The sequence below is a fragment of the Paraburkholderia sp. Clong3 genome (genome assembly GCF_050436485.1).
GTDB classification, from domain to species: domain Bacteria; phylum Pseudomonadota; class Gammaproteobacteria; order Burkholderiales; family Burkholderiaceae; genus Paraburkholderia; species Paraburkholderia tuberum.
In genome coordinates this window covers 1,744,744-1,769,360 of sequence record NZ_JBNDMH010000003.1, presented here as the reverse complement: position 1 = coordinate 1,769,360, position 24,617 = coordinate 1,744,744, and the positions used below count along the sequence as shown (strand labels likewise).

Here is a 24,617-nt window from a genome sequence, read left to right as displayed (position 1 = left end):
AGGATCGCGCTCGAAACCTGAACATCAATTCTGGGCCTACCACCAAGCCATGCCGATCAGGCCGATTCGATGAAACCCCGGAGCGTCCGTTCAAAGCTGTCTTCGATGATGTTAAATGGATGAGTTAGGATCGCTTTGCCAGCGTATACGTGTCAAACGGTTCCCGACTCACCTCGACGTAATTTTTCATTTCATCGATGAACTGAAAAATATTTTCAGTGGGAAGCAACTGAAGCTGCTCAGGTGCAAGATTCCACCACTCCGTATTCAACAACTCACCAATAATTTCATCGGGAAATCTATATTTAATGATTTTTGCCGCCACTCCACCCACCACAGCATACGGAGGCACATCCTTTGTAACTACTGCATTCGCGCCCACAACGGCCCCTGTCCCGACAGTAACGCCAGGCATGATTACCGCACCGTCTCCGACCCAGACATCGCTGTTCAGAACGATTAAATTCCCCTTATTTGGGGTTATTCCTAGGATCTCGCGCTCCGTAGCACTGTAAGGGTCCCCGATTCCTTTACTGACCACCGGCGAACTACTGAGTCCATGGATTGCATGTCTTCCTGCACCAATCGTCACCCGCCGGCCGATACTGCAATATCTGCCAATAAATACCGGCGCTCTGACATACCCACCACCATTCATGTAACTATGAGCACCGACAAATGAATTGCGTGATGACGATATAACTGGCGACTCCATTTTCGCGTGGCGCTCAAAGTAACAATTCGCGAGATTTAATGCATTTTTTCGATTAGCCTCACCGTCACAAATAGCATCCACGGGCAATTCAATTGCCTCAAGAGTTTTGTGCTCTATTAAAAAAGCAAATTTTTCAAATATATTCATGGTGATAGACAGCCAACCTTAGAAACTCAATCTTCTGGTTCTTCGCGAATTCCACGTTTAGTGTGCGACTCCCGCTTATTTACTATTTTACCCGCACTTCAATGAGTTTCCGCATCGACGCAGCCACAATCCCTGGTCGGAGCGGAAGCTTTTCAGTCTCCGCAATAACCTTTTCAATTCCTGCCAGATACGCGTCGGCCTCGTCGATTCTGTTGTGTTGAATCAGCAATGCAACCACGCTCAATTCGGTATACAGAGATACCTTCGAAAACGGAACCCGAGCTGCCGCGTTTTTGAGCAGGCGAACCTGGTCGTCCACGGAGAGCCATTTGACCGGGTCCTCCTTGAAATATTCCGTTGGAATTTCCCGTTCGAGCCTGAACACCCCCGAGGTGTCGACGGCACCGAGGAACGAGAAATACGGGCTGAGGAATTCCTGTCGAATCTTGTTTTCGAGAGCTGCTTCGAAAAAATAGTCCTGCTGGATGACCACGGTATGCCCTGGAATGTAATGCGGCACCAACGCATTGAACGCAGCAAGATCACGTTCGTAGTTCTTCAGGCAATCGTAGAACGCGATTTCGATCGGGCCGTCCGCTCGCGCCAGCTTCACGATGTCGCCAATACGAAAATCGATTAAATCAAGGTGGGGCTCCAACAAGCGCTGTAATACGGGAAAGTAGTTGTCGCCTTCTTTAAACGTCGCTCCATTCAGTGCCCGCTGCGTTTCCGGCTGTTCCAGATATTTGTCGAAGCCCGCGCCAGCCCAGATCGCGATATCGTATGCATGAATAGGCTTCTTCAACCCGTCACGTACTGCGGCATAGGCCGACGGATTATTTTTCAATCCAATTGAAAACGCTTCGGTCGACGCGCCCAGGAAAAGCCCTGCGTCCACAATGGCACCCTCGCCACGGTAGTATGATCGGGCAAGCCAATAGAGCAGCGACTTTTCATCCTTCGACATCATCGAAGGAAATGACAAAATTGACGGCGGAACCGGTTCATCACATTGAATGGAACTCAGGAATTGCATGATATCGGCCTGCATTAGAAAACCCCGATCGTAAATATGTTTAGATATGGTCATATTATCTTACTGCTCTTCGTGAGCATCGCTCAAATCATCCAACTTATCGATGTAAATTTCATCGTGAAAGACGATTCTTGGACCATCGAAATAGGACTTTTGAAACGTCGGCTTGTAAATTCCCCATTTTGGACGAGCAAACTTCGGGGTGGAATTGAACATGTTCGCGCCGGTAAAATTGACCACCGGATGGTATGACTTCTCGCCTTCCTCACGGAAATACACCACGACCATGCCGTTCGCTCCGTCAGACCATAGGACATCTATCCTGATATCCATCCATTTTCCTGGCTGGAAATCTTTTTTTATAACGTACTGACCATCCTTTAGAACTCTCAGCACGACATCATGCCCTTTGATGGCGACAAACATGTCGGCATGTGTGCCAAATCGCTTAAATTGCCAGACGGTATCAACGGACTCACGGGTGTCGTACTGCCACTGGTTGTCCGTTCTGAAGCTAAAACCATAGCGATAGGATTCACCTGCGCTATATAGCAGGGACTTCAGGCCGCTTGTTTCCGTTTCCGCCCGATATCTTCCATATGAAATATACGAGTCAGTGCGACACAAGATGGTCTTCAACGAACACTTGCCCGCACGAGAAACCGAGCAATCGACATTAATCGAATCATCTGCCTTAGGTTTTTGAGCGACCACACCGGATTGCGGCGAAATATTTCCTGATTCGTAGCCGATGTGAAGAAGCTCATGCTCCTTTGCTTCCGCAACCCCAGCCCGGCCAAAGACGCTTGCCGATGAGATCAGCAGCAAAAAAATAACTCCGCGAAATTGATAGTCAATTTTCATAGAAATTCTCCGCCAATTTTACGAATCCATTGAAAGCGAGCGGAAATAAAATATTATACTGCCAGACTCGATGTATGCAAAAAAGCCGGAATATCAAGCGACGGCATCGATGAAACATCAATACTCGTATCGCCAGTGATCTTGCTGTCAGATTTGCCCTTCTTTTTTTCGAAGAAGGTATCGACATCGTGCCAGGACCCGTCGTATTTCATTGCGTATCGATCCCCTTTAGCTTTTGACCTCAGTACGAGATTCGAAAACTCCTTACCCCCGAAGCCGTCAGAGCGATCCGGTGCTTCACGCAAGTTGCTCACAAGCTGTGAGGTCGTGACATAAGCGTGAAGCGCGCTTCGCTCGGAATATTGCTTGAGCACATCAAAAAATCCGGAGCTCGACTGGATTTCGTCGCCCTCACTCGTTTTGACTATCCAGTCGTTGCCCGCCCCCTGGACCACGACGGAGACGCCGGCGAGCAGGAACGACGACTCTTGCTCGACTTCAGGACCCTGCAGAACCACTACAACAGTGTCCGGCAGCCGATATCCGTCGATCAGAAACTCATGCCCTAGTCGCGCGTAAGCTTGCGGTAACGTCGAAAGGGGGAAATCGAAATGAGCCGGCAAGGTATCCGGATCAAGGCTTTGGTGATGGTGATCCGCAATTTCGATATGCACGGCGCGCAGATTGTTGTCCACGGTCAGCTTACCGCCCGATTCCGAGAGGGAACAGATATCCGCGGTCAAATTGCCGCCATCGAAAGGCTGGAACATCACGGGCAGCTTGATCCACGATAAAGATGATTTACCAGCGAAGCGCTTCACGCGGCGGATAAATTCCGTATCCGCGTTCTTCCGGATATTCTGGAAAAAGCCCACCTTGTCGATGAGATTTGCCTTGAAGCACAGCGACGCCGTCCCGTAGCGCTCGACCTCGTCGTTGAGCGGAAGCGGAGCGTATTGACCATCCACCCGAATGATATTGAACAGGCACGCGAAATCAATATTCATCGACGTGAGTGCGCCTATCTGCAACGTCGTACGTAGCGCACTGCTAATGTCATCGGAATCGTTGACGAAGAAAACGACGTCGTCGCGTCGATTTCGGGAAATGATCAGATTGCGTATCCAGTATGTTCCACGCTTTGCTTCATTGATCTCAAGCGCGAACAATGCCGGATCCACGCTCAATCTAGCAAAAAATTCGTGTGTTTTTTCGACCGATTCGTCCGTACTAATATCGTCGACGATTTCCAGTTTGATTCTGGAATGCGTCTGCATCAGCCACCCATACAAGGCCGCGTGAAGATGCCTGGCTTTGTTGAAGTTGGACATGATGTAGACCGCCTCCTGCTCCTCACGCGCTGTCACGTCAGCGATGACAGGCACGGGACACCGACGCCCCACCAAAATCTGCCTCGGAAGATCGATCGCTGCGTTTTCGCTCCCGCGATCCGTGATCGGCGGTGAATACGGCGCCGGCCAGATATCGAACACCACCGACTCGCCTTCAGTTCCGGAACGGACGATACCAGGCAAGGTCCTCCACGCATCCTCTCCCTCGGGCTGCAATTCCCCATTCAACGACAGCACCGAGACGGCATTAAACTGGCTGACATCGACACCGCCAAATCGGATCGGTCGTGTCCTGAAAGTCTCCCAGCCTCCCAGTCGGATTAAACCGGTCTCCGTCACGAACAAACGATGAGATTGCGTGGGTGATATGCCCTCAAGCGCAGGCTCGCGCGAGATCGCCAGAGTTTGTTGTTTTCCAGGCGTACATACCGAATGCACGTACCGGAGTCCGTCGTTCCAGTTCGCCGGGAATCGCGCCTTGGGAATAGCTCGCAGCTGCGATTGCCCGGCGTGCCACATGGCGCCGTCCGCACTCAATGCGGAATGGCGAATCATCCCGTGGTGCGCGACAACAAAACGGATCACACTGGCCGGCCGGCTCAGCAGTTCATTGACGTCTGCGAATACTGCCGTGAGTGCATTGCTGCGGATCGCGGCATCGACCAGGTCGTTCAACGCGAGGCTTTCGTGCCCCGAGCAAATCGTCTGGTCAACCAGGCCGTCGGCCAGCCACTTTTGAAGAATTTCGGGCTCAAGACGCCCTCCTCCGCTCATGCCGAGCGTGATGCTGGCCGCGAAACGCTTGCGCAGAACTGCGAGTACCAAGGGCAATTCCGGGATGACCCCCGCGTCGATCCGCTCGCTGACGAAAACACAAATAGCCAGTCCGAGCGCCCCTTTGGGCAGTGTCAGCAATCGCTCTTTCGTTAGCATGATGCGTTCGACTCCGACTGAATCAGCCACGCTAAATCGTAGCCATAAGCGCATGCAAAATAGGCCTCAAGCCGCTCTACCGAAGCGTCATTTTTGCTTTGCGCTCCCGTAGCGTTATGCCGCGCATAGAGGCTATTACCCCTGAAAGACTTGTCGTAGTTGACGACCGGAAAGCTCTTGTAATCCGAACTACATGCCTCTGGATTCAGAACGATTGACGGGAAGCCGTTTAACGCGCAATGCCATTTGATCCACAAGTCATCGGCGGTCGGCGCAATCTCCAGCGCAGCACTCAAATTCAAGAATTCCTTGGTAAAAAACTTGGTGCTGTACAGAATGCCGTCCTTTCCCGTGGGCAGGTTCGAAAGCGTCGGCTCGCACCTGCCCCACGTCCAGGTTTCGTATGGCCCGACCTGCTCGCGGTCGAATTCGATGTGGCGTCCGCGGAATGCAACCACGCAATCGTGTGTGAGGTAATTTTCGTAAAGCTGCTCAAGGAAATATTCCGGGTAGATCGTGTCGTCATCGACCGTCACAAAAAGCCGATCTTCGGCACGCTCCCTGGAGAAATGCTCTTCCAGGAACGGCCAGATCTTCCGGTACGGGCCAATATTCGCAACCCAGTTGACGCGAACCAATGGGAGCGTCATCAGCTCGGCGAGAACCGGATCGTCCGACGCGACCCCTTCGTCCAACAGGTAGGGCTGATGCGAAATATTGAGATCTATTCGCACCGGCCTCAGCGTTTGCTTGGCCAAGCTTTCGATCACACGGGGCAGATAAAGGAGACGAGAGCGGATCGTCGTCATCGTGACGACAATCTGAGGCGCATCGGATAAAACCGCGGCGCGGTCGACATGTCCGCGCTGCCCTTCGGCGTGCACATGAATCCGTCGACGGCAAAGTTCGATGTTGGCGCGAACGATATTCGCCCATCCCGGGCGGCGGGCGATACTCTCGTAGAGCGTGAGTGCCCGGCTAAAGTCACCCGCTCGATACAGCTCATTCGCACCCGCGATATTGTTGTTGTCCATACCGTCTAGTACGTCTTCCTTGTTGTTCGTTTTTTCCGCACAGCAAAAGCGGCCGATCCGCTCGAGCGCGTCTTCTTTCCGATCACTCGAATCTCTGTTGTACATCCCAGCGGTGAGCGATCAGGAATCGACTGGCGTTTTCGAGAAGCTCCGCAGTTCTGGACTTCTCCACCAGATCGGGAACATTCGAGTAATAACTGTCGGGACCCAGCTTGAAGATCGGCTCGAGCCCGTGATTCCGAATCAGTTGATCGAGTTCGTGCGAGTTCTCTTTATGGCCCGTTTCGACCTGCAACACGATCTCATTCTTCCGGAAAAAACTGGCCCCGCCTTTGATGATCTCCGTCTCGTGGCCTTCGGCGTCGATCTTGACAATGACCCGACCTAGTCTTTCGGCGTATCGATGGTCGAGCGTCTCCATAGAAACGCGTATCCGATGCTTGACGGTGTCTTGTTCGTGAATGGAAGTCGAAACAATGGAGTTCTTGCCCGAGCAATCGCCAAAGTCTCCAAACTCGGCCGTGCCGTTCTTCGATGACAGCGCGACACAGCTGGCCTCCGCGCCACCTTCACGCTCGTTCGCATTCAGATTCTCGACGAGATTGGTAAACGTGTCCGGCGTCGGTTCAAATGCAACGCACCGGAGTCGCGAAAAATACTTCTGTGCGACAAGGGTGTAGAAACCGACATTCGCACCGATATCGAAAAAGCGCACAGGCTTGGCATAAGCAATCAGTTGCAGAAACAGCGCTATCTGCAGTTCTTCGATTTTCAAAAAGTACGGCCAACGCTTTCTGCTTTGCTCGGTCAACGTTATCCCGCTGATCAGATTGTTCGCCCCTTTCACGTCGAATGGCTTGCCGGTGGGGGCGGGATTCGGCTTGACCGCGGTCGCGGTCTTGCTCGCTTCGGGGATGGCGATCGCATCGCCCTCCTGAAGACGCTCGGCTTCCAGACGTGACCGGCGCAATTCTATCTGCCTCGTTTGTGCGTCCGTACGTGCTTGAATTATAAGGCGGCTGTCGCACTCAGATGCACCGGTCGATATCGAATTTTCGAAGTGAAACTGCGCTCGACTTGATTGACGCTCAGCTACGGCGATGCGGCCCAAAGTATTGTGGATCGCCGAGATCAGAATCTTGCTGACCAGTGCCCTGCTTGCCCCCCAGTCCAATGCCAAACGAACGTGATGTCGCGCATCGTCACTTAGCCCCGATTGAAGGCGGCCAGCGGCAGCAAAAACCGCGAGCGCCGCGCGATCGGGGTGGTCTTGCAGCATCGCACGATCAAGCATGGCGAGACTGTTCCAATCCCCGAACTGCCATTGCGTTTGCGCACGCTGCAGTAAATGCTTGTCGTAGGGTGGGACGAGTTGTTCTGACCGAAGTTCAGCCATCTCAGCGCTCACCTGATGTCGTTAGATCTCGAAAGAGGATGTCCTTGATCAGTTCGAGCTGTGCCTCGGCACGCGCCACTTCCTCGCGCAACAGTTGCTGACCCACCGCCGTATGTGCTGCCGCGTCCCGGTGCGCCTTCTCCGATGTCGCCTTGTCGCGCTCCAGTTGCAACCGGCCTTGCTTCAGCATCTCGACCTCCTTTGCACAGTCAGCCGCGAGCTTGGCCGCTTCGGCCTTGTCGCGCTCCAGTTGCGCGTTGCTCTGCTTGAGGAGTTCAATTTGCTCGCAACCATGTGCCAACTTCGTAGCCGTCTCGTCGAGCCTGGTCTGGAGGGCTCCGCCCTCGGCCTGCGCCTGTACCTTCGCCTGGATCAGCGAGTTGATTTCGCTGCTGAGTTCGGCCGCGAGCTTGACTGCATCCTCGTGCCGCGCTCTCAGCTCGGCATTGTCCTGTGCCAGCTGCGCACCCGCCTGATTGAGCACGTCAATTCTCGTGGCATGACCCAGCGCAATCTTCGTAGCCTGATCGAGCCTGGCTTCGAGAGCCGCCTTGTCTCTATCGAGGCTCGCTTGAGCTTGAGTGAGGAGATCGATCTCCTTGCGGCCCTCATCTGCCAATCTCGCCGCTGTCTGGTGCTTGACTTTCAGTGCCTCCGCATCCCGCTCCCGCTGCGTTTTGATTTGCTTGAGGGCGTCGATTTGCCTCGCACGCTCAGCGGCAAGCGTCGCTTGCTGGTCCCGCTCTTGCGTCACGCGATTCAGCCTTTTCTCGACTTCGATGCGTCGTTCGTCGTATCCCGTCTTTTGTTTGGCGTCGCGTTGGCGCGCGAGCGCAGCCTCGTTGCGCAACTGATTCGCCTGTCGCGTCTCCGATTCGCTAAATGCGGTATCCGACGGCAGGACGTCAATCATCGCCTGCGCCTGAATGACGTCGCCCGCCTTATGAAGCTTAAAAGCGAGCCACTTAAGGCGATACGTTTTCGGATCCAACGCAAAGGCTCGATGTGCGGCCTCGGCCGCGCCGCCGCGATTTTGGTCGATCAAATACCTGCCCAGCGCCGTGTACGCGTTCGCTTGTACGATCGGGGAAATGTTGAGCAAAAGCTTTTCAGCCGCCTCAAAGCCGCCCGTCTTGAAGGCTTCGATGACCTGGCCGAAATCTTTTCCCCCAAGCGACTCGGGCGCAGTCACGCGGCGATACCTGCGCCAAACCCCGCCAAGCCTGACAGGCAGTGCGAGCAACGCTCTGGGAGAATCGACACCCCGAATCATGAGGTCTCCCAGCTTCACGTTCAGTGCGTTTCGCGTTTGCACTTCGTGTACGTCTCGCTGGACTTTGACCACGGTACGTAAGTGCTGACACTCAGCGAGTGCATCGACCAGCTCGTCATCCACCCAGTCTTTTCCTAGCGAAATGCTCCGCTGGGAATGCTGCCCCGCCTCCTTTTCGAGTGCCTCACTCCGCAGTTGGCAACGCTCCAACTCTTCCTGAACTTGATGCAGTTGCTCGATCAGTAATTCGTTTTCATATTTCACGCCGTCGAAATCCAATGCAACAGGGACATGATTGTTTTGTTCCATCATTTATTTCGCTCCCCATATACCACGTGTATCGATCAGCTTTTGTCGCCGGCTCAGTTCGGGCCTGACGCGCTTGAATTCGGCATGCTCCACGAGCAAAACGAGAATGTTACTTTGGGCGATTGCGTCGTCCAGCGTTAGTAGCGTGGCGTTCGTCTGCTCAAGGTGATCGGGCAATACCTGGAGGTTAGGTTCAACGATCGCGATTTTTTGGTCGTAGCGGCGCGCGAGATCTTCGGCGATTTCGAGCGCGGGGCTCTCGCGCAGGTCGTCGATGTCCGCCTTGTAGGTGATGCCCAGACACGCGATCCGGATATCCTCGAGCGCGACGCCTGATCGGGTCAGCTCTTCGACGGCCCGGTCTACCTTGAGCGAGACCCATGCCGGTTTCGAGTCGTTCACATGGCGCGCGGCACGGATCAATTGCGTGTCCGCCGGCGCACTGTCCACGATGAACCAGGGATCGACCGCAATGCAGTGTCCGCCAACGCCGCAGCCCGGCTGCAGAATGTTGACGCGCGGATGCCGATTGGCAAGCCGGATGACTTGCCACACATCGATCCCCTGTTGATCGCAGATTATCGAGAGTTCGTTTGCGTAGGCGATATTGACGTCACGAAAGCTGTTCTCAGCCAGCTTACACATTTCGGCGGTCCGCACGTCAGTGACGATGCAATCGCCTTGCACGACGAGCTTGTACAACGCAACAGCCGCCTCGGAACAAGTACGCGTCATGCCGCCGATAATACGGTCATTGGCAACCAGTTCATGCGCGACACGTCCGGGCAATACTCGCTCGGGACAATGCGCGATCCGGATATCCGACGCGTCGCCGCGCTGATTCGGAAAGCTCAGATCCGGACGGAACTCCGCGAGCCACTCGGCGAGGCGCTCCGTCGTGCCTACCGGAGAAGTGGATTCAAGGATGACCACATTGCCTGGCTTGAGCACTGGGGCGATCGATCTGGCCGCAGCTTCGATATAGCTCACATCGGGCTTGTTATCTCCAGTCAATGGAGTCGGCACGGCGATGATGAACGCATCGGCGGCCTCAGCGCGCAGAGTCGCCCGAAGATAGCCCGCGCCGACCGCGGCCTGAACGAGGATATCGAGCTCGGGCTCGACGATATGGATATTCCCGCGATTAATGGTGTCGACAACATAGGGCGAGACATCGACACCAATGACACGGAGCCGGCGCGAGGCAAACATTGTTGCAGTGGGTAGGCCGATGTAGCCGAGACCGATGATCGAAATGGTATTCACGATACCTTCACCAGGATATCGCGCATGCCATGCGCGGCGTTGTCGTCGCCATGAGAATTGTTCGCGTGTGACATCCCGACATAGGCGTCCGCTTCCGGCCGCGCTCCTACGACAATCAGGTTTTTCATTTTGACTGTTTGTTCCTGGCAAAAAACTGTTACGTGAGCAGATACAGTTCAGTGGGTCAGTCGACGTGATCGAGGATGATGCTCTCGATCAGTTTCAAGACACCCATCATCGCAAGCCCGACGAGCAAGGTCACGAATGCGCTATACAAGCGCTTCGGCTCCACGGGGTAGTCCGGCCGCGTCGCGGGCTGCAACACCGAAACCATCTTTAAGGTACGGGCTGCATCCATGCGGCCCTGCTCCAATGCTGAAAGCGCAGTCTTGTACAAGTCCTGGGCGAAGCCGACCTGCATCTGCAAGCGCTGGAACTCTTCGACCGTGTAGTTCAGTGTTTTGCTTGACGGTGAAGCCAGTTCCGCTCGCCTTTGCGCAATCTGCTGATCAATGGCGGCGAGATTCTTCTTGAGCATCACCACAGTGGGTTGATTGGCGCTCAACGTCGAAGGCAGCGAATCGAGTTGGGTCTGAACCTCGGTTTTCTGCGCCTCGAGCTTGTCGATCAGGCCGTTAAGACTCGCTGCCGTAGTTGCGGGCGCGACTAGTCCCTGGTGATTCTGGAAATCAACGAGGGCCTGCGTCTCGTCGAGCAGGCGTTGGTGTGTGACTGTGACCTGCTTGGTCAGGAAATCAACCTGGGACTGCGCGAGTTGATGACCGATCCGGTTCATCTGTGCCTGCCCCTCGCGGATCATGAACTCCACGATGGCACGCGCGGTTTTGGCATCGTAGGCCTGGACCTGGATGTCGATGACGCCGTTGTAGCTGTCGTATTCGACGTCAACGCGCGACAGCCAGTACTGATAGAACCATTCAGCCGGCTCATTCCTGAACAACATGCGCGAAATCGGATCATGATGCCAGCCGCTGTAGTGCGAGCGCAGATCAAACGCGGCATCCAGCTTATCCAGCATCTCCCGTGACAAAAGATATTGCGTCAGTAACAACTGATCGGCACTGCTCGGACTGGCGGCGCCTGCGACTGCGGCAATGCCCGGCGCAAGGCTGATTGGCGAGCCGCTGACTTGATCGGTCCGTTGGATGACCACAATCGCATTCGAAACGTAACGATCGGACGCGAAGAACAACCAGTACGGAATGGACAGAATGGTGTACGCGGCGACCAGTCGGATGAGCAATTTAAAAGCCCTGACCGAAAACAACGCGTCCTTGCATTGGCCCAGGAACATGCCCGATCTGGCAATTACACCCGGGTTGGCCGGCAACAATGAATCACTCATACCAGAACATAATCCTTATAGACTTTCAAACCATCTTCGAGATCGTCGAACCAGTGGGCCTGGCCGTTATTGATCCAGATAGCCGACTGACAAAACTGTTTCAGTGTGTTTTCGTCGTGGGAGACCATGATCACGCTAGCGTGAGCGGTCATATTTTTGAAAGCGTTTGCGGCTTTCTTTCTGAATCTCGCGTCTCCTGCCGCCGTTACTTCGTCGGAAATGTACACATCGAAATTGAAAGCCAGAGACATCGCGAATTGCAGGCGCGAGCGCATGCCCGACGAATAGGTCTGCACGGGTTCGTCAAAGGCAGCGCCTAATTCGGCGAAATCCTGGATATAGGCCAGGCGATCGACGAGCTCATCCTGGTGACCGTGAATCCGGCACACGAATTTTGCGTTTTGACGCCCGGTCAATGTCCCCTCCAGACCGGCGCCACCCATGGGCCAAGAGACCTGGCAAAGGCGTTGAACGCGTCCCTTGGTCGGAAAATCGATTCCGCCAATGATCCGCAGCAGAGTGGATTTACCAGCGCCGTTTTTTCCAATCAAGGCCACACTGTGACGCGATGGAATCGTGATATTGATGCCACCCAATATCCATTTTCCGGCTCCGTGTTCACTCTGGTAGCGTTTGTGAACGTCTTCGACAAGTATCATCGCATCACCAGCTTTCTGGAGAACCGCTTGTACAACATCAACCCAAGCAGCAGCAGGGCCAGGGCCCACGCATAAACGTAACCAAGGCTCACGCCTGCGAGCGCGTTGTAATTGGGCCAATAACCCAGCCGCATCATCTCAACGCCATCAACGATCGGGTTGGCGGCAAAGATGTATTGATAAGGCAGCGGCACGTACAACGTCAGCGGCAACAACGCACCCGACATGTAATACAACGGAAGATAAAGAATCTTGAAGATGTGATCGACTTCAGGAACAAATCGCATCAGCACCGAGGTCACCATTCCGAATCCCAAACCCAATAACCACAGTCCGAAAATCGCTGCGATCACCAGCAGAGGATTTTGCGGAAGCCATACTGGATTTTGCGTGTTCTGCGTTATCCCATGTCCAGTCATGATCACCAGAGACATGATTAAAATCGCGACTGGCACCATGAGGAACAACTCGACGAACGCGCGCACGAACGCGACATCAAAAGGTTTGATTTGCCGATAAGCGAAGAAAGCCCGATTCGAGTCGATTCCATGCAACACCTGCATCCATGTGCGACGCCAAAGCAGAAATCCGATGAAGCCCGCGACAATGAACATATTGATCGCCATTCCACCAACCTGGTTAACGTGCAATGTCTCGAATCCAAAAGCATGCAGACCAATGTAGACAACTGGCTCAACTAGTAGCCACAGCCAAGCGGCACGCCCCTCGAACAGACGATCGAGGGCCTCACGCAAAAAAATAGCGCGCCAGACCGAAAAGGTAATTTCGCTCGGACTACGAGTCTTTCCTGTCATAAGCCGCTACCGATTCATGTCGTAAGTGATGGTCGCCGCGGGATAGGCCACCATCGTGATATAGGACAGAAATTTGCTGAACTCGGCACCCGGCGAATTCGAAACGTAGATCAGGTCGTGGTTCTGAATCGGGAAATTCTGCGTCACAAAAAACGAGGCAGGATCACGCAGGTTGATTTCATAAACAACCGGCACGGTTCCGTTGACTGGCTGAACGGATGCATCCTTGCGATCGACCAACTTCGCATCCTCAAACCGGAACACAAATACTCCTCGCGCATCCGCGCGAGAATCACTGAGCCCGCCCGAGCGAGCGAGCGCCTGAGCCAGCGAGATTCCTTGGGCTTCAAGTGGAATTTCCTCATTCTTGCCCGTTGCGCCCAACACCGAGAACGTCTCGGGTTGATAAAGCGCTGTCACTACATCGCCGGGCCGGAGCGGCACGTTCTGATGCGGATCGCGAATCACGGAATCCAGCGGCATCGTCGCCGTCACATTGCCGCGTGAAAGACGAATAGCCATATGGCTGATCGTCTGCTTCCCTCCTCCGGCAAACGCCAACGCATCCAATAACCTCTCACCTCGCGGGGTAAGCGGCATCATCTTGCTGTCATTTACCTCACCAATAACCGTGACATTCGATGCGTTGTTCTTCGCCAGACTCACTAGTACCTGAGGCTGATTTGCCTTGCCTTTGAGCTGACGCAAAATGCTGGCCTCGATCTGCTCGATAGTCAGGCCCTTGACGAAGACCCGGCCAGCAAACGGCACCGAGATCGTGCCATCCGCGTCTACCATCTGAGGCGGCAATGGCACGCCCGTGCTGCCGCTCGGCGTTATGGCGGCGATCGATGTTGCCGGCGTCAGGCTCCCAAACAATATCGCTGGCGGCGCCTCCCATATCGTCACGTCGATCACGTCGCCCGGGCCAATCACGTAAATGTTGGCCGTCCCGCTCGTGAAGATGTTCGAGAATCGGCCGAGCTGCTTGGCATTGGCCAACTTGCGTGCCAAAGCATCGTTGACGTCCACGACCTGAATGCCCTCAACGCGCCCCGAATCGTGCTGTTCTAAAACCTGCTCTCGGCTCGCGCCCGACGACGGCATCCAACCCGGAAAGGTAGCGCACCCCGACAACGTCAAAACCACCGGAAAGCAAGCGATAAAAAAAGTCTTATTCATGAACCCTGAAACCTGAACCGGGCACGACCTGCGAATCGGGTTGCCACGATGCTGAAAACTTCCGGCGAAAGCCAGTCATCACATCGCGTTACGAACTCACCCTGACGAGCGCACCGCTTTTAAAATTGAGCTGGCACATTTAGCGCTATTTTGGATAGCCAGCATTTTATCCAGTGTCAATTGCACGCGATAGGGTTTCTTATTTCCGTTGAAATTCGATTACGCTCCAAAACGTGCTAATAACAAGCGCACGATCAGCAGCAACAGCACTAACCGCGCGACAATCTCGCACCACACAAAAGGTTCAACACCCCGCCAACCTCGCCACTGCCGCAACCGTCCGGCTAATCTGCTCCGGCTCATGCGTCGAGCAGATGAAGAAGCGCAAGCGCGCCGCCTTCTCCTCCACAGCCGGATAAAAAATCGGCTGCACGTTGATACCCTCTTCGAACAGCGCATTCGCCCACTGCGCGGCTTTCAGCGAACTGCCCGTGATGACCGGCACGACTGCATAGCCCGCGCTCGTGCCGGTGTCGAATCCGGCTGCGTGCGCCTCTGTCAAAAACTGGCGACCGCGCGCCTGCAATTGCGTGACACGCTGAGGTTGCGCGATCAAACATTCAAGCGCGGCGAGCGAAGCCTCGGCAAGCGCCGGAGCGAGGCCCACGCTATAGAGAAAACCCGGTGCAAGGTTGCGCAGCATATCGGCGAGCGGCTGGCAGCCAGCGATAAACCCGCCGCAACCTGCCAGCGTCTTGCTCATCGTGCCCATCCACAGATCGACGCGGTCCGACGCCACGTCGCAGTGCGCGCGAATACCCCTGCCCGTCGCGCCGAGCACGCCAAGCGAATGTGCTTCGTCGACCAACAGGAACGCACCGTGCCGCTCCTTCACCTCGCAAAAGCGCTGCAGATCGGGAAAGTCACCGTCCATGCTGTAGAGACCTTCGATCGCGACTAACACGTTGCGATACTCGCGGCGCACGCGCGTAAGCAGTTCGTCGAGCGCCTGCCAGTTGTTGTGCGCGAAGCTCAGTCGCTTTGCACCACTTAGCTGTGCCCCCTGCACGATGCTGTTATGCGCGAGCGCGTCGTGCACGATCAAATCACCAGGCCCGAACAGCGAACCAATGACGGTCACATTCGTGGCATGGCCGCTCACGAATGCGACGCAGTCGTCCGTTTCATAGAACTCGGCGAGCGCTCGTTCGAGTTCGCGATGCACGGGCCGCTCGCCCGCAACGATGCGGCTCGCCGAAGCGGACGTGCCGTAACGGTCGATGGCCGCCTTCGCGCGCGCCGCGATGACCGGATCACCTGCGAGTCCGAGATAGCTGTAGTTCGCGAAGTTCACATACTCGCGCCCACCTATCTGCGTAGTCGCGCCCGCAATACCGTCATGCACCCGAAAAAACGGCGACTCGACGCCCAGCGTCTCGCCCATCTCGCGCATCAGCTTGACCTGCTGGAATTGCGGCATCGCTTCGAAGCGGCTGCGCGCAGACAGTGTCTGCGCGGCCTGCGCCGCCTGGCCATCAGGCACGCCGGGCGCCGCAACCGCATCGGTCGCGCGCTCCAGTTGCCGCTTCAGCGCTTTGGCCGCCAATTGCTGGCGTAGTGTTTCCCCGAGTTTCATGTAATCCGATCTAACCTGTTTATGTGGCATGCCTGCGTAATGCGTGCGCCTCGACCCACTCGTATGCGCCCGGTGTGCCCAACAGCGCCGCGAGCAGCCGATAGTTCATTTCATGCGTTGGCCGCCGCGCGCTCACGTGACCGAGCAGCGGCGCACCGGCGAGCGCGAGGTCACCGACCAGATCGAGCACGCGATGGCGCACGAACTCGTCTGGTTGACGCAAGCCGCCTACTACACGCTTGCCGACAATCGCCGCCGTGCATGACATCCGTGCGCCGCGCAGAATGGGCGAGCCGCGCAGATAGCCCACGACGATCGCGGGCACGGCCCACTTGATCTGCCCATACGAGCGCGACGAAGCGATCTCATCGGCAAAGGCGCGCGGCGTGAGCCGGCCGTGCCATTCCATGTCGCCGAACCCCTTGAGGTCGTTGTTGTGCACGCTGAGCGCATAGTCGTCGGCGGGCTCGACGCGCATTTCACGGCGCGCGGCGCCCTCACCGTCGGCGACGCTCACAGTCTTGAGCACGCGCAAGAAGCGCTTCGGCTGCGGCAGCGCGGTGCGCCCGCATGCCAGGATCGCATCGATCCATGGCTGCGCGCTGCCGTCGAGAATCGGCACTTCTTCAGCGTCGAGTTCGACGATCGCGTGATCGATCTCGCACGCGAGCAACGACGCGAGCAGGTGCTCGACCGTGCGCACGCCGAGGCCATCCTTCGCGCGCAACATCGTGCAGAGCGGCTGCCCCCGGCGCAACGACGGATCGGCGGCCACCGTGCCGAGCGCTTGCCCCTTGTGCAGGCGCCGAAACACGATGCCGTGTCGTCCGCCCGCCGTCGCCGAGGTCTCGACGGGCAAAATGCGCACGTTCACGCGCCGTCCGGTGTGCAAGCCGTGCCCCGACAGTTCGAGCGGCCGCGCCAGCGTGCCTTCGCTCGGCCGCCAGCCCGCAGGCAGCTTCACTCCGCAAACGCCGGCGTCGACTGACATGACTCGTCTCCCTGTTGATCCTGATCGTCGTTGCCCGCGTTTCGATTACGTTCGAGCAGCGCGCGCGCCTCGTTCTCGTCGAGCGCGTGGCGCGCGGCCAGCGCCGCGAATTCCTCGTTCGCGCCATTCGCGGCCCCCTGCGTGCCGGGCTCGTTTTCGCCGCTCTCGTCGTCGAGCATGTCGACGATGCGCACGGCGAGCGTGTGCACCGTCGCGCCTTCGGCAATCGCCATGATCGACAGCTTCACGCCGAACGACTCCTCGACCGCCATGCCGAGTTCCATCCCCATCAGCGAGTCCATGCCAAGATCGAGCACCGAGCGGTCGAGCGCGATGCGCTCCGGCGACATGTGCAGGATGCGCGCGATGTGACCGCGCAACGCGGTCTCGACCGCCGCGACCGCTTCGACTTTCGGGAGAGCGCGCAGCTGTTCGAGCAGCGCGCCGTCCTCGCTCGTTGTCTCGCTAGCGCCGCCGCCTTGCAATGCCATGTAGCGACGCGCCTGCGCGGCGGGCATGCCGCGCGCGATCGCCGCCCAGTCCAGACGCACCACAGCCTCGCCGACCGCACCGGTTGCGAGCGCGCGCTCGAGCGCCGTCATCGCCTCGTCAGAGGTGATCGACGCACCGCCGATGCGCGCCTGCAGCGCTTCACGCGTCGTGCTGTTGCGCGCGAGGAAGCCGACATCCTCGATCGGCCCCCACGCCATGAAGGTGGCGGCCAGCCCGGCCGCGCGGCGATGGGCGACAAGCGCTTCGAGGAAGCTATTGGCCGCCACATATGCGCCCTGGCCCGGATTGCCGAGATAAGTCGTGGCCGAGGAATACAGCACGAAAAAGTCGAGCGCGCAGCGCTGCGTCGCGCGGTGCAGATTCCATGCACCGGCAACTTTGGGTTCGAGCACGGCGAGCATGCGCGCGTCGTCGATGTTGCGCAGCAGGCCGTCGTCGATGCGCATCGCGGAGTGCAGGACGCCCTTGAGCGGCGTTCCGCGCGCCTCGATGCGCTCGATCAGACCATCGAGCGCCGCCGCATCGGTCACGTCGCACGACACCACTGTCACGGTCGCGCCATGCTCGGCACGCCAGCGTTCGAGTTCCTGCTGCTTCGCCGAGTCGAGTGCGCCGCCGCGGCTCGCGAGCGTCACGTGACGCGCGCCGCGCGCGATCATCCAGCGCGCGCTTGCGTAACCGAGACCACCCGTTCCGCCGACGATCAGATACGCCGCCTGCGGGTCGAGGCGCAGCACGGGCTGCGCGACGCCGCGCGTGGGCGCCGGCGTACCCGACGGATAGGTGACGAGCACCTTGCCGATCTGGCGCGCCTGCTGCATGTAGCGGAACGCCTCCTCCGCGCGCGCGGCCGGGAAGGCACGATACGGCAACGGATGCAGCACGCCGTTCACGAAGAGCGCCATCACTTCCTCGAAGAGGCGCGTGGTGAGTGCGGGCAGCACGCCCATGAGCTGATCGGCGTCGATGCCAAAATAGCTGATGTTGTTGCGGAACGGCCGCAGGCCGATCTGGCTGTTCTCGTAGAAGTCGCGCTTGCCCAGTTCAAGGAAGCGGCCAAACGGACGCAGCATGTCGATGCCGCGCACCATCGCCTCGCCCGCGAGCGAGTTGAGCACGATGTCGACGCCCTCGCCGTTCGTGCAGGCGCGCACCTCGTCGGCGAACGCCAGGCTGCGCGAGTCGAACACACGATCGGCGCCGAGCAGGCGCACGAACTCGCGCTTCTCGTCGGCGCCAGCGGTGGCGAACACTTCCGCGCCGAGATGGTGGGCGATCTGGATCGCCGCGATGCCGACGCCGCCCGCACCGCCGTGTACGAGCACGCGCTCGCCCCGGCGCAGCCGTGCGAGCTCGCACAGTGCGTAGTGCGCGGTGAAGAAGGTCGTGGGAATCGTAGCGGCTGCTTCGAACGAAATCGTTTCGGGCTTGCGCGCGATCGCGCTCGCACGCGTGACCACGCGCGTGGCGAACGAAGCCGGCGCGAAGCCGAGCACCGCGTCGCCGGGCGCCCAGCCTTCGACGCCCGCGCCGACGCGCATGATGCGGCCCGAGAGTTCCATACCGATCGTCGCGCCCGCGAAGCCGGTTTCGACCGCCTCGTCGGAGAGCAGGCCCATCGAATACATGACGTCGCGGAAGTTCAGACCGGTCGCCATCGGCGCGATCTCGACTTCGCCTGGACTCAGTTCGCGCTCGGGCAACGCGAACCATTCGAGGTTGCGTAGCGAGCCGGGCATATCGAACGCCAGCACTGCGGGCACGGGGGCGGCCACCTGTTTAGCCGTGGATTCGTCGCGCGGCGTCTGCCGTTCCGCTGTTTGCGCCGGCAGCATGCGTGGCACGTAGCGGCCCTGCGCCGTGAGCAGCACCTCTTCCTCGCCGTCATCGTGCGTGAGCGCGTGCGCCAACTGCGATACGGCCTCGCCATCCGCGCCCGCCACGTCGATAAGGCGCAGCGCAAGCGTCGGGTATTCGTTCGCCATCACGCGGCCGAGGCCCCATAGGCTCGCCTGCTCGGGCTGCGCCGCTGTGCCCGAGCCTTGACTGAACGGCGCGCCTCCGCGTGTCACCACGGACAGGCGCGCCAGCGCGGCCACGCCGGCTGCGTCGAATTCGCGTGCGAGCATGGCGAGCGCGAGCACGCCGTCCTGCTGCGCGCGCATGATGTCGGCGCCGCTGGCGTCGTCGAGCTGTACGAGCGGTGCCACGAACACGATCTGCGCTTGCGTGTTCTTGCGTTCGAGCCATGCGGCCGCTTCGGGCACGCTCGTCGCTTCAACCTGGCAGCCAAAGCGCTCGAGTTCTTCCGCGAGCGCAGACCCGAACGCGTCGTTGCCGCTCTGCACGATCAGCCACGGCTGCGCGTCGGTCGAACTGGGTTGCATCTGCTGAGCGGACGCAGGCTTGCGCGCGACCATCAGCGTCGGCGCACCTTCGAGATCGAGGCCCTGCTCTGAGTGACGCACGACGTCCTGCAGACCGGCGCGTTCGCAAAGCGTGCGAAGCGCGGCCGGTGCGAGCGCGCCGTAGGCCTGTGCGGCGACCTCGTGGCCCGCCACGCCGAAGACGATGTCGGCGAAACGGCTGCGGCGCGCGTCGGCGAGCACGACTACGCCGCCCGGCGCGAGCCGTTCGGCAATTGCTTGCAGCGTGGAGAGTGGATCGGCCTGTTCGCCGATCATGCGATTGACGACGATCACGTCGAACGGCGCGGCGTCACGGTAATGCGTGAAAAGCGGTTCGTTCTCTCCGAGCTGCAGCGTCTGAACGTGCGCGTGCGCTTCCGCGTCGAGCGCGGCGAGCTGCTGGTGCGTGCCTGCAATCACGTGTTCGCACCGCGAAGCCGGCACGCCGATGTCGAGCGGCTGGAGCACTTCGACGCTCGTCGCGCCGATTTCCAGCATGCGCAGGCGACGAGTGCCCGGCCACGCTGCCAGCGCTTCTTTCGCGCAGGCGGCGAGCATCGCGCGGGCATGCGACCACGTGGGCGAAGCGTCGAAAAACTGCTCGACGAGGCTGCGCCCCGTCGGCGACAGCAACGCGGGCGCATCGGCATCGGATGCTCCATCGCGCAGCACGCGTGGCAGCGCCGCGCCCACGTGCGCGAGCAGTGTCAGTTCGGCGACGTGCGCGGGCGAAGCCCCCAGCACATCGCGCCACAGCGCATCATGCGAAGGCATCGCCGCGAAGGCGGCCGCGTCGTCGCGCACGAGACGCTCGCCCTCGAAGCGGGCGAGTCCGTCTTCCACGACGATCTGCGCAAGGCGCGCGAGCAGTGGCGTATTGGCGAGCGTGGGCAGCACGAGCTGCGCGAATGCGCCGATCGCTTCTAGCGCGTTCAACGCGTACAGGCCCGCGAGCACGTCGAGCAACGGCAGCGTTTCGGTCAAGTGACGCGTACGTTGCGCGCTGTCCTCATGCGAAGCGAGACGCGCGCTCGCACGTTCGACGAGCGCAGCCGGCGTGGGCAGCGCGGCGGCCGTGAAGCCCTCAGGCAGCGGACGCGCTTCAAGCGCGTAGGCAAAGCGCGCCGGTGCGGCGTGGCGTCGGCCCGTAAGGTCGACGCGGCGGAAACGGCACGCAGAAAGACGCGCGACGATTGCATTGTCGGCGTCGAGGAATTCGAATGACGCAACGATCGAATGCGGGCTGCGCCGCTGCACACGCGCCAGCACACGCCGTACCGAGTCGCCACGCAGAAAGTCGACGCGGCCGATCTGTACCGGCACGAAGGCCGCTCGCGCTTCGCCTGGCGCGGCGCCGGCCTGGCCCAGCACGGCGAAGAGCGGATGAAAACCGCTGTCCATCAGCGCGGGATGCAGCAACCAGCCGGCCACCGCGTGCGCGCTGGCAAGCACCTGCGGCACTTCAAAGTCAGCGAGCGCGTCGTCGCCTTGCACCTGCACCTTGTGCACCCAGCGGAACGCCGGACCATAGCTCAGACCGATAGCGGTCGTGCTTGCGTAGAGGGCGTCGCCGGGCATCGCGGGGATAGCTTCGAGGCGCGCCAGCACCGATTCATCGGCCGTGCTCTGCGCGCCTAGCGTGCTGCCGCTTTCGAGCAGGCGGCCCGTCACGTTGAGATTCCACGGCCCGTCGCTCATGCGCTCGCGCGTCTCGATCGTAAACGACGCGGTGCGCGCGTCGATCACGAAGCGCAACAGCTTCGCGTGCTGCGGCTGGAACACGACCGGCATGCGGATCTCGAGGTTCTCGAGGGCGACGTCCGACGTGCGGAAGAACACGCGCGCAGCGGCCAGCGCCATTTCCACGTAGCCCGCGCCCGGAAATGCAACGCCACCATCGACGACGTGATCGGCGAGCATCGGCACGCGCTGCGGATCGAGCTGGTTTTCCCATGCAAACGCATGCTCGTGCAGACGGTAGCCGAGCAGCGGATGATCGACGCGGCGATTCACGAGGTTGTAGCCCTCGATGGTGGCCGTCTGCCAGTGGCGTTCGCGCTGCCACGGGTAAGTCGGCAGCGCCACATGTGAGCCCTGAGACGCCACTGGCACGAAGCGGTCGACATCGACGCGCGCGCCGTGCGCGACCGCCGATAGCGTCGAATGCGCGAGCATCTGCGCGCTGTCGTGATGGCGCTTGAGTGTGGGCACGACCTCACCGGCGAGATTCAGGCTCGCGAGCGTCTGCTTGACGTAGTGGCGCAGAATCGAGTGCGGCGCGATTTCGATGAACACGCTTACGCCTGTATCGGCGAGACGCGTGAGCGCTTCGCCAAAACGCACCGGCTCGCGGATGTTGCGCCACCAGTAGCCTGCGTCGAGCGACGTGCCGGCAAGCGTGTCGCCGGTGACAGTCGAGACGTAGCGCTTCGTGCCTTCGCGCGGCGCCAGATCGGCGAGACCGGCGCGCACGACCGGCTCGATGGCGTCCATGCGGCTGCTGTGGAACGCGTAATCGAGATCGAGCAGCTGGAAGAAGCTGCCGTTCGCGGCGAGCGAAGCGCCGATCGCTTCGAGATCTTCGGGCGATCCGGCCAGCGTGACGGCTTCGGGGCTGTTGGTGCCGGCCAGCTCGACCGTCTCCGCGAGACCGAGGTGTGCGATCAACTGCCGTGCCTCGGCTTCGCCAATGCCCGCCGCAGCCATCTTGCCGGTGCCGCGCGTCAGGCCCTGCGCGCTGCTGCGAACGCGGATCACGCGCACGGCCTGGGCAAGCGTCAGCGCGCCCGATGCCCACGCGGCCGCGATTTCACCAACGCTATGACCGACCGCCGCATCAAAGCCGAGGCCGCGCGCTTCGAGTGTGCGCGTGATGCCGACCTGAATCGCGAACAACAGCGGCTGCGCGTTCTCCGTCGCCGCGAGCCATTCGGCGCTCGCGCCCGCGCGTAGCACGTCGAGGAGCGAGTCGCTGCCGTCGGCGCGCCAGAGCGCGTCGACTTCGTCGAGCGCCGCGCGGAACACTGTGTCTTCCGCATAGAGCTGCTTGCCCATGCCGGCCCACTGGCAGCCGTTGCCCGCGTAGACGAACGCCACCTTGGCGGCCGTCGCTACGGCCTGGCCGCGCGCCACATACGCCGGGAGCGCCTGATCGGACGACTCGGCGAGCATCAAGAGTGTGGCACAACCCGCTTTCAGGTCGGGAGGCGCAATGACCACGCGCTGTTCGAGCCATTCACGGCGGCGCGCGGCGCCGGCCGCGAGCGCGGCCCAATCGGCGCCGTTCTGCAAACACGCGAGATAGCGCGCGGCAAGTGCGGCGAGCGCATCCTGCGAGCGCGCCGTGAGAACGAGCGGCGGCAACGCTCCACGCGCGGCCGGCGTGCTGCCCATGACAGGCGCGGCGGGCGCGACGGGCGCGGCTACCCTCACCGCCTCCGCTAGCACGACGTGCGCGTTGGTGCCGCCGAAGCCGAACGAGTTGACGCCAATCGTCAGCGGCGCACCATCACGCCGCGAGAGTGGGGTGAAGCGGTCGACGACGCGTAGGCGTCCGCCCTCGAAATCGATGGCGGGATTGGGCGTTTCGAAATGGAGCGAGCGCGGCACCGCGCCGTGCTTCAGGCAGAGGATCGCCTTGAAGAGGCCGGCCATGCCCGAGGCGGTTTCGAGGTGCCCGACGTTGGTCTTGACCGAGCCGATCAGGAGCGGATCGTCGGCCGGACGGCCGCCCGCGACTGCCTCTATTAGCGCGCGCGCCTCGATCGGGTCGCCGACTGCGGTACCAGTGCCGTGAGCTTCCAGATAGGCGAGCGAGCGCGGATCAACGCCCGCGCGGCGGTAGACCGAGCGCAGCAGTTCAGCCTGCATGGCCGTCGTCGGCACACTGATACCGCCGTGCGAATGGCCGTTGGAATTCACGCCCGAACCGGCGATGACCGCGTGAATTGTGTCGCCGTCCGCAAGCGCGCGCTCGAGCGGCTTGAGCAGCACGAAGGCGCCGCCCTCGGCGCGCACATAGCCGTCGCCGGTCGCATCGAATGCGCGGCAGCGGCCTCGCGGCGACAGCATCGACGCCTTCGAGAAGCTCACGAAGCCAAACGGATGGAGCAGCAGATTGACGCCACCCGCGAGCGCCATTTCGGTTTCGCCCGATTGCAATGCCTGCACGGCCTGATGCAGCGCGACGATCGACGACGAGCAGGCAGTGTCCACCGACATGCTCGGACCGCGCAGATCGAACAGATAGGAAACGCGATTGGACGCAATGCTGAGCGTGTTGCCCGTGGCCGAGTATGGATCGATCCAGTTCAGGTCGTCCATGCTGCGGTTGCCGTAGTCCATGCTTGCGGCGCCGACGAACACGCCGCAGTCCCGGCCGCGCATCTCCGCTGGACGCACACCGGCGTCCTCGAACGCTTCCCACGCGAGTTCGAGCAGCAGACGCTGCTGCGGGTCCATCTGGGTCGCCTCGCGCGGCGAAACGCCGAAGAAAGCGGCATCGAAACCGGCCACGTTGTCGAGAACACCCGCCGAGAACGTGTAGCTCTTCCCCGGCTCTTTCCTGGACGGATGCTGGTAGAACTTCGTGCCGAATCGATCGGGTGGCACGACGGTCACTGCGTCGCGCTCATCGCACAGCAGTTGCCAGAAGTCTTCGGGCCCGGTCACTCCGCCGGGAAAGCGACATGCCATCCCGATAATTGCTATTTTTCTTTCCAT

At 59.7% G+C, this 24,617-nt stretch carries 16 protein-coding genes; all 16 read right to left on the bottom strand.

What is annotated here, in order from left to right; all coding sequences use genetic code 11:
* Positions 1–124: 124 nt before the first annotated feature.
* Positions 125–862: a CatB-related O-acetyltransferase gene (locus tag OKW30_RS31460; RefSeq protein WP_429348532.1), complete on the bottom strand. Its 738-nt coding sequence runs from the start codon at positions 860–862 to the stop codon at positions 125–127.
* Positions 863–944: 82 nt separating this feature from the next.
* A complete protein-coding gene (locus OKW30_RS31455) occupies positions 945–1,898 on the bottom strand; it encodes a hypothetical protein (protein WP_429348531.1) in 954 nt (317 codons plus the stop codon).
* 60 nt (positions 1,899–1,958) lie between these two features.
* Entirely contained in the window at positions 1,959–2,762 is an 804-nt protein-coding gene (locus OKW30_RS31450) for a heparin lyase I family protein (protein ID WP_429348530.1), read from the bottom strand.
* A 53-nt stretch (positions 2,763–2,815) separates the two neighbouring features.
* Positions 2,816–5,047, bottom strand: a complete 2,232-nt coding sequence (locus tag OKW30_RS31445; RefSeq protein WP_429348529.1) for a glycosyltransferase family A protein — start codon at positions 5,045–5,047, stop codon at positions 2,816–2,818.
* A complete protein-coding gene (locus OKW30_RS31440; protein ID WP_429348528.1) occupies positions 5,041–6,186 on the bottom strand; it encodes a glycosyltransferase family A protein in 1,146 nt (381 codons plus the stop codon). Before OKW30_RS31440 ends, OKW30_RS31445 begins: the two co-directional genes overlap by 7 nt.
* Entirely contained in the window at positions 6,164–7,477 is a 1,314-nt protein-coding gene (locus OKW30_RS31435) for an FkbM family methyltransferase (RefSeq protein ID WP_429348527.1), read from the bottom strand. The genes OKW30_RS31440 and OKW30_RS31435 overlap by 23 nt, the downstream gene beginning before the upstream one ends.
* 1 nt (position 7,478) lies before the next feature.
* Positions 7,479–9,062 carry a hypothetical protein gene (locus tag OKW30_RS31430; RefSeq protein ID WP_429348526.1) on the bottom strand — a complete coding sequence of 528 codons (1,584 nt, stop codon included), beginning with the start codon at positions 9,060–9,062 and terminating at the stop codon, positions 7,479–7,481.
* A complete protein-coding gene (wecC, locus tag OKW30_RS31425) occupies positions 9,063–10,325 on the bottom strand; it encodes a UDP-N-acetyl-D-mannosamine dehydrogenase (RefSeq protein ID WP_429348525.1) in 1,263 nt (420 codons plus the stop codon).
* The gene (locus tag OKW30_RS31420; protein WP_262413946.1) at positions 10,322–10,453 is read right to left on the bottom strand and encodes a hypothetical protein; all 132 of its coding nucleotides are present in this window, start codon (positions 10,451–10,453) and stop codon (positions 10,322–10,324) included. Before OKW30_RS31420 ends, wecC begins: the two co-directional genes overlap by 4 nt.
* Positions 10,454–10,509: 56 nt before the next feature.
* Positions 10,510–11,691 carry a chain-length determining protein gene (locus OKW30_RS31415; RefSeq protein ID WP_429348524.1) on the bottom strand — a complete coding sequence of 394 codons (1,182 nt, stop codon included), beginning with the start codon at positions 11,689–11,691 and terminating at the stop codon, positions 10,510–10,512.
* A complete protein-coding gene (locus OKW30_RS31410) occupies positions 11,688–12,350 on the bottom strand; it encodes an ABC transporter ATP-binding protein (RefSeq protein ID WP_429348523.1) in 663 nt (220 codons plus the stop codon). The genes OKW30_RS31415 and OKW30_RS31410 overlap by 4 nt, the downstream gene beginning before the upstream one ends.
* Positions 12,347–13,165 carry an ABC transporter permease gene (locus tag OKW30_RS31405; RefSeq protein ID WP_429348522.1) on the bottom strand — a complete coding sequence of 273 codons (819 nt, stop codon included), beginning with the start codon at positions 13,163–13,165 and terminating at the stop codon, positions 12,347–12,349. Before OKW30_RS31405 ends, OKW30_RS31410 begins: the two co-directional genes overlap by 4 nt.
* A 6-nt stretch (positions 13,166–13,171) precedes the next feature.
* Positions 13,172–14,347 carry a polysaccharide biosynthesis/export family protein gene (locus OKW30_RS31400; RefSeq protein WP_429348521.1) on the bottom strand — a complete coding sequence of 392 codons (1,176 nt, stop codon included), beginning with the start codon at positions 14,345–14,347 and terminating at the stop codon, positions 13,172–13,174.
* A gap of 304 nt (positions 14,348–14,651) precedes the next feature.
* Positions 14,652–15,983 carry an aminotransferase class I/II-fold pyridoxal phosphate-dependent enzyme gene (locus OKW30_RS31395; RefSeq protein ID WP_429348520.1) on the bottom strand — a complete coding sequence of 444 codons (1,332 nt, stop codon included), beginning with the start codon at positions 15,981–15,983 and terminating at the stop codon, positions 14,652–14,654.
* A gap of 19 nt (positions 15,984–16,002) precedes the next feature.
* On the bottom strand, positions 16,003–16,947 hold the full coding sequence (locus tag OKW30_RS31390) for a UDP-3-O-acyl N-acetylglycosamine deacetylase (RefSeq protein ID WP_429349202.1): 945 nt from the start codon (positions 16,945–16,947) through the stop codon (positions 16,003–16,005).
* Complete coding sequence (locus tag OKW30_RS31385; protein WP_429349201.1) at positions 16,944–24,617, bottom strand: SDR family NAD(P)-dependent oxidoreductase; 7,674 nt, start codon at positions 24,615–24,617, stop codon at positions 16,944–16,946. Before OKW30_RS31385 ends, OKW30_RS31390 begins: the two co-directional genes overlap by 4 nt.